Annotated in this window: 13 protein-coding genes; 7 read left to right on the top strand and 6 right to left on the bottom strand. The window is 71.4% G+C overall.

Annotated elements, in window-relative coordinates:
- Window positions 1-136: 136 nt before the first annotated feature.
- The 3 genes from B140_RS11690 to serS all read right to left on the bottom strand — a co-directional run bounded on the left by B140_RS11690 (window position 137) and on the right by serS (window position 4805).
- Window positions 137-2044 (bottom strand): 1-acyl-sn-glycerol-3-phosphate acyltransferase, encoded by a 1908-nt coding sequence (locus B140_RS11690; RefSeq protein WP_040425878.1) that lies wholly within the window; start codon window positions 2042-2044, stop codon window positions 137-139.
- A gap of 96 nt (window positions 2045-2140) precedes the next feature.
- Window positions 2141-3262: an alpha/beta hydrolase gene (locus B140_RS0102565; protein WP_018117788.1), complete on the bottom strand. Its 1122-nt coding sequence runs from the start codon at window positions 3260-3262 to the stop codon at window positions 2141-2143.
- 286 nt (window positions 3263-3548) lie between these two features.
- A complete protein-coding gene (serS, locus tag B140_RS0102560; protein ID WP_018117787.1) occupies window positions 3549-4805 on the bottom strand; it encodes a serine--tRNA ligase in 1257 nt (418 codons plus the stop codon).
- A 52-nt stretch (window positions 4806-4857) separates the two neighbouring features.
- On the opposite strand from serS, the gene B140_RS0102555 reads away from it, so the two are divergent.
- Genes B140_RS0102555 through B140_RS0102545 form a run of 3 tightly spaced genes read left to right on the top strand, consistent with a single transcriptional unit; the run spans window position 4858 to window position 7057 of the window.
- Entirely contained in the window at window positions 4858-5616 is a 759-nt protein-coding gene (locus B140_RS0102555) for a GntR family transcriptional regulator (protein WP_040425876.1), read from the top strand.
- A gap of 5 nt (window positions 5617-5621) precedes the next feature.
- Entirely contained in the window at window positions 5622-6713 is a 1092-nt protein-coding gene (locus tag B140_RS0102550) for a septum formation family protein (protein ID WP_018117785.1), read from the top strand.
- Window positions 6710-7057, top strand: coding sequence for a metallopeptidase family protein (locus tag B140_RS0102545; protein WP_018117784.1), 348 nt, complete (start codon window positions 6710-6712; stop codon window positions 7055-7057). The genes B140_RS0102550 and B140_RS0102545 overlap by 4 nt, the downstream gene beginning before the upstream one ends.
- Before the next feature lie 13 nt (window positions 7058-7070).
- On the opposite strand, the gene B140_RS11685 is transcribed toward B140_RS0102545, so the two are convergent.
- The 3 genes from B140_RS11685 to pheA are packed head-to-tail and all read right to left on the bottom strand — an operon-like array spanning window position 7071 to window position 9059.
- The gene (locus tag B140_RS11685) at window positions 7071-7484 is read right to left on the bottom strand and encodes a GtrA family protein (protein ID WP_018117783.1); all 414 of its coding nucleotides are present in this window, start codon (window positions 7482-7484) and stop codon (window positions 7071-7073) included.
- Window positions 7477-8139 carry a histidine phosphatase family protein gene (locus B140_RS0102535; protein WP_018117782.1) on the bottom strand — a complete coding sequence of 221 codons (663 nt, stop codon included), beginning with the start codon at window positions 8137-8139 and terminating at the stop codon, window positions 7477-7479. Before B140_RS0102535 ends, B140_RS11685 begins: the two co-directional genes overlap by 8 nt.
- Window positions 8136-9059: a prephenate dehydratase gene (gene pheA / locus B140_RS0102530; protein WP_018117781.1), complete on the bottom strand. Its 924-nt coding sequence runs from the start codon at window positions 9057-9059 to the stop codon at window positions 8136-8138. The genes B140_RS0102535 and pheA overlap by 4 nt, the downstream gene beginning before the upstream one ends.
- Between pheA and B140_RS0102525 the strand changes: the two genes are divergently transcribed.
- Genes B140_RS0102525 through B140_RS0102510 form a run of 4 tightly spaced genes read left to right on the top strand, consistent with a single transcriptional unit; the run spans window position 9058 to window position 12821 of the window.
- Window positions 9058-10311, top strand: coding sequence for an amidase (locus B140_RS0102525; protein ID WP_244874373.1), 1254 nt, complete (start codon window positions 9058-9060; stop codon window positions 10309-10311). The genes pheA and B140_RS0102525 overlap by 2 nt on opposite strands.
- Window positions 10289-11011: a CPBP family intramembrane glutamic endopeptidase gene (locus B140_RS0102520; protein ID WP_018117779.1), complete on the top strand. Its 723-nt coding sequence runs from the start codon at window positions 10289-10291 to the stop codon at window positions 11009-11011. The genes B140_RS0102525 and B140_RS0102520 overlap by 23 nt, the downstream gene beginning before the upstream one ends.
- 15 nt (window positions 11012-11026) lie before the next feature.
- The gene (locus B140_RS0102515; RefSeq protein WP_083912206.1) at window positions 11027-12418 is read left to right on the top strand and encodes an LCP family protein; all 1392 of its coding nucleotides are present in this window, start codon (window positions 11027-11029) and stop codon (window positions 12416-12418) included.
- 58 nt (window positions 12419-12476) lie between these two features.
- On the top strand, window positions 12477-12821 hold the full coding sequence (locus B140_RS0102510; RefSeq protein WP_018117777.1) for a hypothetical protein: 345 nt from the start codon (window positions 12477-12479) through the stop codon (window positions 12819-12821).
- The last annotated feature ends 16 nt before the right edge of the window (window positions 12822-12837 follow it).

Raw genomic sequence — 12837 nt, 5'->3', positions numbered from 1 at the left:
TAAGGCCATGTGTTCTCGCTCGTGATACGGGTTCACAGTATCAAAAAGGTGCGCAAAAAAGCCCCGGTAAAAATGTCCACATCACGGCTTTGACCTGCGATACACGTGAGTTTTTCGGGGGTGTCTAGTTCCCCGATCACTCCCCCTCGGCGGCCGCGTCCAGAAGGGGGGTCAATACCTCGGCCACGCCGGCCTCGTCGCTCACCGCCGTGGCGCTGCTCGCCTTTTTCAGCACCTCAGAGGGGGCGTCGGCCATCGCCACGGCCTTGCCCACCGCCTCCAGCACCGGAATGTCCGAGGGAACCGCCCCGAAGGCCACCGCCTGTTCGGGGGTGATGTGCAGGGCGTCGAGGGCCCGAAAAACGCCTAGACCTTTGTTTGATCCCGCCGGAAGGAGATGGAAGCCCCGGCGCGGGGTGAGTACCACCTCCGCCACCCCCTTGAGGTCTTTCGCCAGGTGAGAGGCGGTTTTTCCGAGCCGCTCCCCCGGCACCTTCACCACGCCCATCACCCTATGATATTCCTCACTATCGGAGTCCGTGCGCCACCCAAACGACACCTCCGCGCCCAGGGCACGCACCGTGCGCTCCACGGATTCGACGGCCTCCCCGTCAAAGAAGCTCCGGCTGAGCACCTCGCCGTCCTCGCCCAGCACCACCGCGCCGTCATAGCACACCCCGACCGTGCGCACCCCCACCTCCTCGGCGGCGCGCCGCCACTCCTCGGGGCCAAACTCGGTGGTCAGCACCACGCTGGCACCCTCGCTCGCGGCGCGGCGCAGGGCCGCGGCGTCGCGCTCGTGCACCGCGCCGTCCGTGCCCAGCAGCGATCCCTCGATGTTGCACACGATGGCCGCGGGGATCCCGTTAAACTGCGAGCCGAGCCGGTGGGGCAGCTTGCTCACGATCTGCTTGGACTGGGCCGCCAGGCGAGTGAGCGCCTCGTCCAGGCGCGAGCCCTCGTAGCGCTCCCAGCCGCTGCTGGAGAGCTGCGAATAGAGCATGGCCGCGTTGTTCTTCGCCTGCTCCATGGAGGCCGCGATGCGCTCCCTTCCCTCCTTGGCCCCCTGGGAGACCTCGGTGGCCAGCTCGTCCATGTTGTTCTTGAGCCACACCATCATCGCGGTGCGCTCCTCGTCCCGCGCCTTCTCCTTCTGCTCCCGCTGCGCCTCCTGCGCCTGGGCCAGCCTGCCCTGGGCGGAGTCGTACGCCTCGTAGGCCCCCGCCACCAGGTTGCGGCTGACCTCCTTGATCTTCTCGCTCAGCCCGGCGAGGTCCTCGTTGAGCTTGCGCACGCGGTAGCGCTCCTTTTCCACCGCGCTGTCCTCGCGCTGCGCCTCCTCCAGGGAGGGCGCCCCGCCGCCAAAGCGGGCCGGAACCCAGAACTCCCCGGCCGGGAACTCACCGTAGTCGCGCCGGTACCGGGCCCAGACCTCCCCCAGGCCCGCCTGCATCTGCGCGCGCAGCCGCTCCGTGTCCACCTCCGGGGAGCCCTCCGGCACCCACGGCTCCAGGAGAGAGAGGTAGATGGGGGCGCGGCTGCGCCCCAGGTTCTTCTTCCCGCCCTTGGTCCACAGCCGCTGCGAGCCAAAGCACACCATCGGGATCACCGGCACCCCCGCCGCCTGCGCGATGCGCACGGCACCCGTGCGCAGGTTCTTGATCTCGAAGCTGCGGGAGATCGTGGCCTCGGGGAAGATGCCCACGATCTGCCCCTCGGCGGCCTTGCGCACCGCCTCCTCGAAGGACGCCGCGCCGTCGATGCGATCCACGGGGATGTGGCCCATGACCCGCATGAGGGCCCCCACCCCCGGCTTGTCAAAGATCGCGGCCTTGGTCATGTAGCGCACCAGGCGGCCGCGCCGATAGGGCGGGAAGCCCCCGAGGACAAAGTCCATGTAGCCGGTATGGTTCATCACCAGCACCGCGCCCCCCTTGCGCGGGATGCGCTCCTGGCCCTCCACGTGCATCTGCAAGCCCTGGAGGGCGATGACCACGCGCCCCACGCGCACAATTCCCCGATAAACCATATCCCGCAGCACCATGCTGTGGAGTATAGTTCAGCCCGCGTGCGCGGGGCGCGTCATTTCCGCCGCGTGTGCGGGGTTTTTCGGCCCGAACGCGGCCCGGTTGCCGCCGGTTTAGGCGTTATGTGCGTTAAGCCAGTCGATAACCTTGTCCATCGCCTGACCCTTGGCGGGCTCGTTGAACACCTCGTGCATCTGGCCCTCCCAGTACACGATCTCCTTGTCCGGGGAGGAGATGCCGTTGTACCAGTCCTGCGCGAAGTAGCTGGGAACCAGGCCGTCCTTGGTGCCGTGCATGATCAGGGTGGGGGTGTTAAAGAGGTCCGCGTTCACGCCGTCGTAGAAGCCCGCGAACGCCATCTGCTGCACCATGCCCAGGCTGAGCTTCTGGTTCACCAGGGGATCGTTCTGGTACTGCGCGGAGACCTCCGGGTCGGAGGCCACGCCGTCGGTGAAGGCGTTGGGCACCTGGATCTGATCGGACAGCGGCAGCGAGGGCACGTGCACGTCCGCGCGGCCCGGCAGCACCTGCTGGGCCAGCATGGTGTTGAAGGTGGTGAGCTGCGTCAGCGGCAGCCGCTCGGAGAGGGTGGGGTCCAGCTCGCGCTGCTTCTGCGTGATCTCCTCCGGGGTGACCACGGGGCCGGCCTCGTTGCGCCCGGAGAGGTTGATGGGAGCGCCGCCGCCGTTGGTCACGATGCCCGCCACGTCGCCGGGGTACTTGATGCCGTAGAACTGCGCGGCCAGGGCGCCCATCGAGTGCCCGAGCATGAAGGTCTTGACGTTGGGGTTCTCCGCCTTGGCCTGCTGGGTCAGCGTGTGGACGTCGTCCACGAGGTAGTGGAAGTCGTCGATGTGCCCGCGCACCACGGAGTTGCCCGCCTCGGCGGTCTTGCCGTGCCCGCGGTGGTCCAGGCGGTACACGTTGTAGCCGTCGGCCAGCAGGCGGTCCGCCACGTAGTCGTAGCGGCCGGAGTGCTCGGCGGCGCCGTGCACCACGATCACGTTGCCCTTGGCGTTGGGCACGGTCTGGGACTTCCAGTACACCTGGGTGCCCTTGCCGTCGGTGCTGGTGAAGAACCCCTCGTTCACGGCGGCCTGCGGGGCGGCCACGGCCGGGTTGGCGGGTGCCTGCTGGGGCTCCACGGCGGCAGCCGGGGTCAGGCCCGCCAGGGCGAGGCCCAGAGCCGAGCCTGCGGCAACAACGCGGAGGGACGTACTGCGCTGGGAGATCATGAGTTTCCTCTTTCTTCTCTGACGTACAGCCTGTGACGCACAACTACTCGTCCGGCATTCAGGACAAGCATAACGACGTCCCCTCCACTCATAAACGACGCCCGCGAGGCGACCTTTAGAAAGTCCTGGTAAGCCCCCTTTGCCTACCCCTATTCGGGTGTATTAGAACATATATTTGTTTATGGTAAAAAATAAATCCCCACCGGCAATACGGTGGGGATTTATTGGGGAACTTCTCTGTACCTTAATGGCCTCCCGGGCGGGACCAGCCGCGCCGCCGGGGCCGCTAGCGCGGCTCCAGGATCTCCTTGCCCACGAAGGGGCGCAGCGCCTCCGGCACCACCACGGAGCCGTCCGCACGCTGGTTGTTCTCCAGGATGGCCACCAGCCAGCGCGTGGTGGCCAGCGTGCCGTTGAGCGTGGCCGCCACCTGCGGCTTGCCGTTCTCGTCCCGGTACCGGGTGGAGAGGCGGCGCGCCTGGAACGTGGTGCAGTTGGAGGTGGAGGTCAGCTCCCGGTACGTCCGCTGCGTGGGCACCCAGGCCTCCGTGTCGAACTTCCGGGCCGCCGAGGAGCCGAGGTCGCCGCCCGCGACGTCGATGATGCGGTAGGGCACCTCCACGGCGGAGAGCATCTCGCGCTCCATGTTCAGCAGCGCCTGGTGCTGCGCGGCGGCCTCCTCCGGCTTGCAGTACACAAACATCTCCAGCTTGTCGAACTGGTGCACGCGCAGGATGCCGCGCGTGTCCTTGCCGTAGGAGCCCGCCTCGCGGCGGAAGCAGGAGGACCACCCGGCGTACTTCACCGGCCCCCGGGAAAGGTCGATGATCTCGTCCGCATGGTAGCCCGCCAGCGCCACCTCGGAGGTGCCCACCAGGTAGAGGTCGTCGCGCTCCAGGTAATAGATCTCGTCGGAGTGCTCGCCCAAAAAGCCGGTGCCGTTCATGATCTCCGGGCGCACCAGCACCGGCGGGATCATCACCTGGAAGCCGGCGTCGCGCGCCTTCTGCGCCGCCAGGGTGAGCATGCCGAGCTGCAGCAGGGCGCCGTCGCCGGTGAGGTAGTAAAAGCGGGAGCCGGAAACCTTGGTGCCCCGCTTCATGTCGATCAGCCCCAGGGACTCCCCCAGGTCCAGGTGGTCCTTGGGCTCGAAGTCGAACTCCCGGGGCTGCCCCACGTGCTCGAGCACCACGTAGTCATCCTCGCCCCCGGCAGGGGCGCCCTCCACCACGTTGCCCAGGCGCATCTGCGCGGCCTGCACGCGCTCCTCGGCGGCCTTCTGCGCCTCCTCGGCGGCCTTGACCCGCTCCTTGAGCTCGTTGGAGCCCTCCAGCAGCGCGGGGCGCTCCTCGGGGCTGGCCTGGCCGATCTTCTTGCCAAAGGCCTTCTGCTCAGCGCGCAGCTCGTCGGCCGCCTTAATCGCCTGGCGACGGGCCTCGTCGGCCTCCAGGAGCGCATCGACGAGCGCGGGATCGTCCCCGCGCGTGACCTGCGAGGCGCGGACAACATCGGGATTATCGCGGAGGAATTTCAGATCAATCACAGGCACCAGCCTACCGGCAACGGCCGCCCCCTCAGCACGTACACTCAGTGCCATGTCACGTCCAGCGCTGCCCCCCGGCGAGGTGCGCGGCGGAGACTCCCCCAAGCACACCCAGTTGCGGGAGATCCTCGAACACTACTGCGCCACGGAACTCGCCCCCGGAGACATGCTCCCCAGCGAGCGCGACATCGAGCAGGCCTACGGGGTATCCCGCATCACCGTGCGGCGCGCACTGGGCGACCTCGTGGCGGCGGGCAGGCTGCGCCGCGAGCGCGGCAAGGGCACCTTCGTGGCCCCCAGCCCGCTGGTCTCGCGCCCCCACCTCGCCTCCTTTTCCTCGGAGATGCGGGCGCAGCGCGTGGCGGCGTCGTCCCGCATCCTGCTGGCCGAGCGCGGCACCCCGCCGCCGGAGGTCGCGCGCTGGTTCGGCACCCCCGAACACCAGCCGCACATCCGCCTGCGCCGCCTGCGCCTGGGCAACGACGAGCCCTACGCCATCGACGACGCCTGGTACCACGCCGGGCTGGCCCCCGACCTGCTGGAAACCGAGGTCTACCACTCGGTGTACACCATCCTGGAGCAGCGCTACGGGCTGCGCATCACCGACGCCACCCAGACCATCACCGCCGTGGGCGCCACCCCCGGCGCGGCCGCGCTGCTCGACGTCCCGCCCAAGACCGCCCTGCTGAGCATCGAGCGGCAGTCCCGGGCCGGGGAGGCCCGGGTGGAATACTGCTCCTCGGTGTACCGTACGGACCGCTACCGGATGCGGGCGCGCGTGTCCCGCGCCCGAGACGATTACAGTGGGTGACTGTTATGAGCCTTACTAAGACCTGGCGTACCTCCCTCGCCGTGCGCACCGGACTCGTCGGCGCGCTGGCCTCCGCCGTGTGCCTGACCTCCTTCGGCTACGCCGCGCAGCGCGAGGATAACCCCGCCCCCGCGGCGGACAGCGGACCCGCCACCACCGAGGAACACGGCAAGACCAAGAAGAAGGAGGCCGCCCCCTTCACCGACGCCGGAGCGGGAAGCTGCCTGAGCTGGGACGTGGCCGAGGACGGCTCCGTGAGCAACTTCGCCCAGGCCCCCTGCGAGGGCGACCACCGCTTCGAGGTCTCCGCCCGCCAGGACCTGGGCACCTACCCCTCCTCCGAGTTCGGGGACGCCGCCGCGCCGCCGGACCTCACCCGCCAGGCCCAACTGCGCTCCGAGCTGTGCTACAACCCCACCCTGCGCTACCTGGACGGGCGCTTCGACCCCTCCGGGCGCTACTCCATCGCCTCCATCCTTCCGCCCGCCGAGGCCTGGGCGGCGGGCGACCGCACCATGCTCTGCGGCCTGCAATCCACCGACGCCGCCGGCACCCCCGAGGTCACCCACGGCACCGTGGGCAGCCAGGACCAGGCCCGCGTGACGCAGCCGGGCCAGTGCGTGTCCGTCAACGCCTCCAACTCCCTGGGCGTGGTGGACTGCGGCGAGGACCACCAGCTCGAGACCACCTCCGTGGTCAACCTGCTCGAGACCTTCCCCGAGGGGGTGCCCAGCGTGGAGGATCAGGACAAGCACCTCCGGGAGGTGTGCACCAAGGCCGCAGAGGACTACCTGGGCGGCCCGGAGAACCTGGAAAAGACCACCCTCCAGATCTACTGGGGCAGCATCCCCTCGGAGTCCTGGATCGGCGGCTCCCACAGCGTCAACTGCTCGCTGATCAGCGCCCACGGGGAGAGCGGGTTCAACTCCCTGCGCGGCAGCGCCACCGGGGAGTTCACGATCAACGGCGCGCCGCCCGCCCCCGAGGAGAGGCCGGAGGCCGCCAACCCGGCCCCCGCCCCTGGCTCCGACCCGGCCACCAACCCGGCCGCGGGGGCTCCCGCCGCCGCGCCCGCCGCCGAGGGAACCCCGCAGTGATCGACGTCAGCGACGAGCGCTTCGACGAGCTGGTGGACTCCGCCCTGGCGCGCATCCCGGACGAGTTCGCGGACCGCATGGGCAACGTGGTGATCCTCGTGCGCGATTACCGGGAGGGCAGCTCCCAGACCCTCGGGCTCTACGAGGGGGTCTCCCTGACCCGCCGCCAGTTCACCCACACCGGGCACCTGCCGGACACCATCACGCTCTACCGGGGCGCGCTGATGGACTACTGCACCTCCGAGGAGGACCTGGAGGAGCAGGTGTACGTCACCGTCATGCACGAGGTGGGCCACTACTTTGGCATGAGCGAGGAGCAGCTGCACCGCCTGGGGTGGGGGTAGGAGGCCTAGGAGGCTACAGGCCAGGGCGTCGCCGCGCCCGGGTATCACCGCCGCCCCGGAACACCCACCGGGACTGCAACCAGTAGTTCAGCGCCGTGGCGCAGGCCTGGGAGGCCACCCAGGCCGCCGTGACGTGCCACGGCCCCGAGTACGCGTAGGCCCGGCACAGCGCGTCCACCGCCACCGCCGTGGCAAAGCTCGCCCCGTAGGCCACGCCCGCGCGCGCCACCTCCCCGGTATCCCGCCTGCCGGAAAAGGTCACCGCGCTGTTGAGCAGGTAGGCCACCGTGCTGCCCACGAGGAAGCTCCCGGCGCGCGAGGGTACCCCGCCCACCCCCGCCCAGAACAGCAGCATGCGGGAGCCGTAGTCGCAGCAGGCGCCGACGATCCCCACGGCGATGAACCGCCACAGGCTGGCGCTAGGCATCGCGCAGCGTGTCCCAGCGCGCCACGGCCCACGCCCCGAACTCCCGCCCGGCGGCGTCTAGCTCCACGTACCGGCAGTTGGCCAGGTAGGCCTCAAAGGCGGCCTCCGGGTCCACGGAGGCGGCGTGGGTGGCCACGGTGCGGATGGCCCCGCCGTGGCTGACCACCACCACGTCGCCCGCCTCCGGGGTGGCGCGCAGGGAGTCCGCGATCTCCTCCAGCACCGGCCGGAACCTGCCGAGGATGTCGCGGTAGCCCTCGCCGCCCGGTATGCGGGCCGCCTCCTCCCCGCGCAACCACCCGTGGAAGGCCCGCTGGTAGGCGCGGTGGGCGGCGTCGTCGCCGCGCATCTCCATCTCGCCCACGAAGGCCTCGTGCAGCCCGGCGCGCACGGTCACCGGCAGGGAGCCGGGGGCCAGGCCCCGGGCCTCCTCGTAGGCGGCGGCCGCGATCATCGCCGTCTGCTGGGCGCGCAGCGCCACGGAGGTCACCACCTCGCGGATCGGTCCCGGCCGCGCGGCCAGCTCGCGCCCCGCCTCCCGGGCCTGCGCCCTGCCGATCTCGGTCAGCTCGGCGCCCGGCGGGCGGGTGTCGAGGAGCCGGGAGGCGTTGCTGTAGGTGCGTCCGTGGCGGAGCAGGATCAGGTGGGAGGTCATGGCAGGTCCTTTCCGGTGCGGGCGGCGGCGACCCAGTCGAGGGTGGCGGGGCGGGGGCCGGGCTCGGCGGCGACGGAACCGTTGGGCCAGGAGCCCAGGAAGGTAAGGGTCTCCGCGCGCAGCCAGAGGTCGCGCAGGGCCTCGGCCACGGGGGTGTCGTCGATGTGCCCCACGAGGTCCACGTAGAAGTGATAGGCACCCAGCGCGTCCCGGGTGGGGCGGGACTCGATGCGGCTCATGTCCACCCCCCGGCGGGAGAACTCGCCCAGGGCGGCGGCGAGCGTGCCCGGCTGGTTGGGCAGGGTGAACACCACGGAGGTGCGGTCGCGCCCGGTGCGCGGGGTGGGCACGCCGCGCGGGCCCACCAGGACGAAGCGGGTGCGGGCCCCGGGCACGTCCGCGATCTTCGAGGCCGCGATCTCCAGGCCCCAGATCTCGGCGGCGCGCGCGGGGGCAGCGGCGGCGTCGGCCTCGCCGTCGGCCACGGCGCGGGCGGCGGCGGCGTTGGAGGCGGCCGCCACGAACTCCGCCTGCGGGAGGTTCAGGGACAACCAGCCGCGTATCTGCTGGTGCGCCACGGGGTGCGTGGCCAGGGTGCGCACCCGCGCGAGGTCGGTGCCGGGGCGGACCATGAGGCTAAACGCGATGTGGAGGTCCGTCTCCCGGTAGATCTGCACGCTGGCGCGCCGCAGGGCGTCGAAGGCCTGGGTGACGGGGCCATCCACGGAGTTCTCGATGGCCAGGCAGGCGTAGCGGGCCCGGCCCTGGCTCACCGCGTCCACGGCCTCGGCGGGGCTGGTGACGGGCAGGGGCTCGATCCGCGGGGCGGGGTCGCCAAAGGCGCCCTCCCGGACGAGCTGCCAGAGGGCCGCCTCGGTGAAGGTGCCGGCGGGGCCCAGGTACGCCACGGTGATGCTCATGGGAACCCAGCCTATCCTGATGGGCATGCCCTACGCCCCCGATCCCTCAGGGCGCTCCCCGGTGGAGGCCGTGGAGCGCTTCGCCCGGGCCGTCTCCGGCCTCGACGCCTCCGAGCACGGCTTTGCCCACCTGTGCGTGGAGCGGGCCCGCGCCCGCGCCAGGGCGCTGGAGCGGGCCTCCTGCCTGTGCGCCCGCCCCCTGCACGGCATGGTGATCCCGGTCAAGGACCTCTACGACGTCGCCGGGCTGCCCACCTCCTTCGGCTCGCGCGCCCGCACGCGCCTGGCCACCCGCACGGAGCCCTTCGTGCGGGACCTCCTGGAGCGCGGCGCGGTGGTGCCCGGCAAGACCGCCACCTCGGAGCTGGGCATGACGGCCTACCTGGAGCCCGTGGGCCTGCCCGCCGTGGACAACCCCCGGTGGCCGGGGCGCACCCCCGGCGGCTCCTCCGGCGGGGCGGCCGTGGCGGTGGCGCGCGGCCTCGTGGACGCCGCCCACGCCTCCGACGGCGGCGGCTCCATCCGCATTCCCGCGGCGGCCTGCGGCGTGGTGGGCTATAAGCCCCCGCACGATTCCCTCGGCGGGATACTCGCCACCCAGGGGTTTATCACCCGCAGCGTGGGGCTGAGCGCGGCGCTGCACGGCGTGGCGCTGCCGGAGCACACCCCGCGCCTGCGGGTGGGGCTGCTCACCGAGCCGCTCTTTGCCCGCACGGAGGTGGCCGAGCGCTGGGGCGCGGCCGCCGAGCACGCCGCCCGGCTGCTCTCCCGCGCGGGCCACGCCGTGTTCCCGGTCCCCGCCCCGGCGGCGGCACCCGAGGTCTTTGCGGCCTTTCGCACCATCTTCACCGCGCGGGCGGCGCGCGTCCCCGAGGCCGCCCTGGGCAGCGCCATGGTCAATCATCTGCGCGAGCGGGGAGCGGCGCTGGGCCCGGAGGAGGTGCGCCGCGCCGAGCGCGTCCAGGCCACCATGCCCGCCCTGGCGGACGCGGACGTGGTGCTCAGCCCCACGCTGGCGTGGGACCCGCCGCGCATCGGGCACTTCTCCGCCCTGCCCCCGCAGGAGGACTTCTGGGAGCAGACCCGCTGGACCCCCTGGGCCTCCTGGTTCAACATGAACGGGCAGGCGGCGGTGAGCGTGCCCTGCGGGGGCGACGGGGCCTCGGTGCACCTGGGGGCCATAACGGTCCCACCCTCCGCGCTGCTGGCCCTGGCGCGGGAGGTGTGCGATGAGGTCGCGCCTGCGCGCTGAGATCGTCCTCGTGCTAGCGCTGACCTTCGGCACCGCCGGGGTGCGCGCCGCGCTGCGGCTTCTCGACGCCCTCGCCTCCGGCACCGCGCTCTCCGAGCAACAGGTGGCCCTCAACGCGCCGCAGTCCGCGCACCCCTGGCTCGCCCTGGGCCTCCAGGCGTGTTCCGCCGCCGTGCTCTTCTCCTGGGGCGGGCTGGCCCTGTTCCTGCTCGCCCGGGATGGCGTCCACCCCCTCGGCTACGCCCGGCGCGACCCGCTCCGGGGCGCGCTCCTGGCCGCCGTCATCGGCCTTCCGGGGCTGGCGCTCTACGCGGCGGCGCTGCACGCGGGCCTGAGCAGGGAGGTCGTCCCGGCGTCGTCGAGCGGCCCGCTGAGCCTGCTCATGCTGCTGGTGGCGGCGGCCGCCACCGCCTTCGGGGAGGAGCTGGTGGTGGTGTGGTGGCTGTGCACCCGGCTGCGCCAGCTCGGGTGGCCCTGGTGGGCGGTGGCGGGGGCCTCGGCGCTGCTGCGGGGGTCGTACCACCTGTATCAGGGGCTCAGCGCGGGGGCGGGCAACGCCCTCATGGGGCTGGTTTTCTGCCGGTTCTTCCGCCGCACGGGGCGGGTATGGCCGCTGGTGATCGGGCACTTTCTCATCGACGCCGTGGCCTTTGTTGGCTACGCCCTCCTCGGCGGCAGGCTCGGCTGGCTGGGCTTGTGATCTAGTGTGGTACCCATGGATTCCAGGGGTTATGACGAGCATCGCCGGAATCGCGGATACGGCGGGCGCGAGCACGGCCGCGGCCCCGGGGCGCGGCCCGGTCCCCGGGGTGACTACGTGCTGCGCGCCGACGGCACCCCGCTGACCGACCGCTACGGCCGCCCCGTGCGCCGCCGCTCGGGCACCGGCTCCGGGGCTCCCCAGGACCCGCCGCGCGGCCGCCGCGTTCCGCCCCGCCGGGAGGTGCCGCCAACCCGCCAGGCGCCCGCCCCCCGTCAGGTGCCCCCGCGCGGGGCGTCCCCCGTGGGCGGCACCCGCCAGTACGTTCCCCCGGTGCCCGCCGCGGCGGAGAGCCGAGGGGCGTGGGGAGAGGACTGGCGCCCCCCGCGCCGCCCCCCGATCCCCCGGGCCGCGCAGCCCGCGCCTGCCCGCCCGGATCGGGGCGGGCGCGGCGGGGGTCGGAACGGTCGCGGTAGTCACGGCGGCGGCCGGGGCGCCAGGCGGCTTCCCCGGATGGGGTGCCTCGGCTGCGTGGGGTGGCCGCTGGCGATCCTCCTCGTGCTCACCATCGTGCTCACCCTCTGGTCCGACGCCAAGCTCACCCGGGTGGAGGCCCTGCCGGAGCAGCAGGTGGCCAAGACCTCGGGCACCAACTGGCTGCTGGTGGGCTCGGACTCGCGCCAGGGCCTCACCGAGGAGGACGTGGAGCGCCTGGGCACCGGCGGGGACATCGGCGTGGGTCGCACCGACACCGTGATGCTGCTGCACATCCCCCGTGGCGGCAAGGCCACCCTGGTCTCCCTGCCCCGCGACTCCTACGTCTCCGTGCCCGGCTACGGCATGGACAAGCTCAACGCCGCCTTCACCTACGGCGGGCCGCAGCTTTTGACCGAGACGGTGGAGCAGGCCACCGGGCTGCGCATCAACCACTACGCGGAGATCGGCATGGGAGGGCTGGCCAACGTGGTGGACTCCGTGGGCGGGGTGGAGGTCTGCCCGGAGGAGCCCATCGACGACCCCCTGGCCCAGCTCTCCATCCAGGCCGGGTGCCAGAAGGTCAACGGCCCCACCGCCCTGGGATACGTGCGCACCCGCGCCACCGCGGGCGGCGACCTCGACCGCGTGCAGCGTCAGCGGGAGTTCTTCTCCGGGCTGCTCAACCAGACCACCAGCGCGGGCACCCTGCTCAACCCCTTCCGCATGATCCCCCTGATCTCGGACACCGCCTCCTCCTTCACCGTGGGCTCCTCCGACCACGTGTGGAACCTCGCCCGGGTGGCCCTCGCCATGCGCTCGGGCGTGGAGACCGTGACCGTGCCCTACGCGGGCTTCGCGGACTACGACGTGGGCAACGTGGTGCTCTGGGACGATGCCGCAGCCGAGGAGCTGTGGGCCTCCCTGCGGTAGGGCCGAGGCCCTCCGGCCCAGTTCCGCCCCCTTTTCTTGTCCCCCCACCGAGAAGGATGTGCCCGTATCTCATGAATGTAGAAAAATTATCGTCCGCCACAACGTCTACCCGCCGGAGGACATCAACCCCACCTACTACGTATTCTTCTGGGCGGAGGTACTCTTCGATGGGGAGAAGCACTATCAGCGGGAATCTTTCGCCCTGGAGGGAGCCGCCTCCGTTATCGAGGCCAATGACTGGCGACTAGCCCACGCCAAGGGACGGCACTCCGCCCTCATTCTCCCCCAGCCACGGAAAAACTTCCTGGGCATGGAATACCCCGGCCTCATCATCCTCGCCGGGGAGTATCCGGAGGGGCCGGAACTCACGGGAAGCTTCCAGGGGCAATTCTTCTCGCCCTGATCCCACCCGCTCTCAG

This window comes from Corynebacterium mastitidis DSM 44356, assembly GCF_000375365.1.
In the GTDB taxonomy this organism is placed as follows: domain Bacteria; phylum Actinomycetota; class Actinomycetes; order Mycobacteriales; family Mycobacteriaceae; genus Corynebacterium; species Corynebacterium mastitidis.
This window is presented reverse-complemented; position numbering and strand designations above follow the sequence as displayed.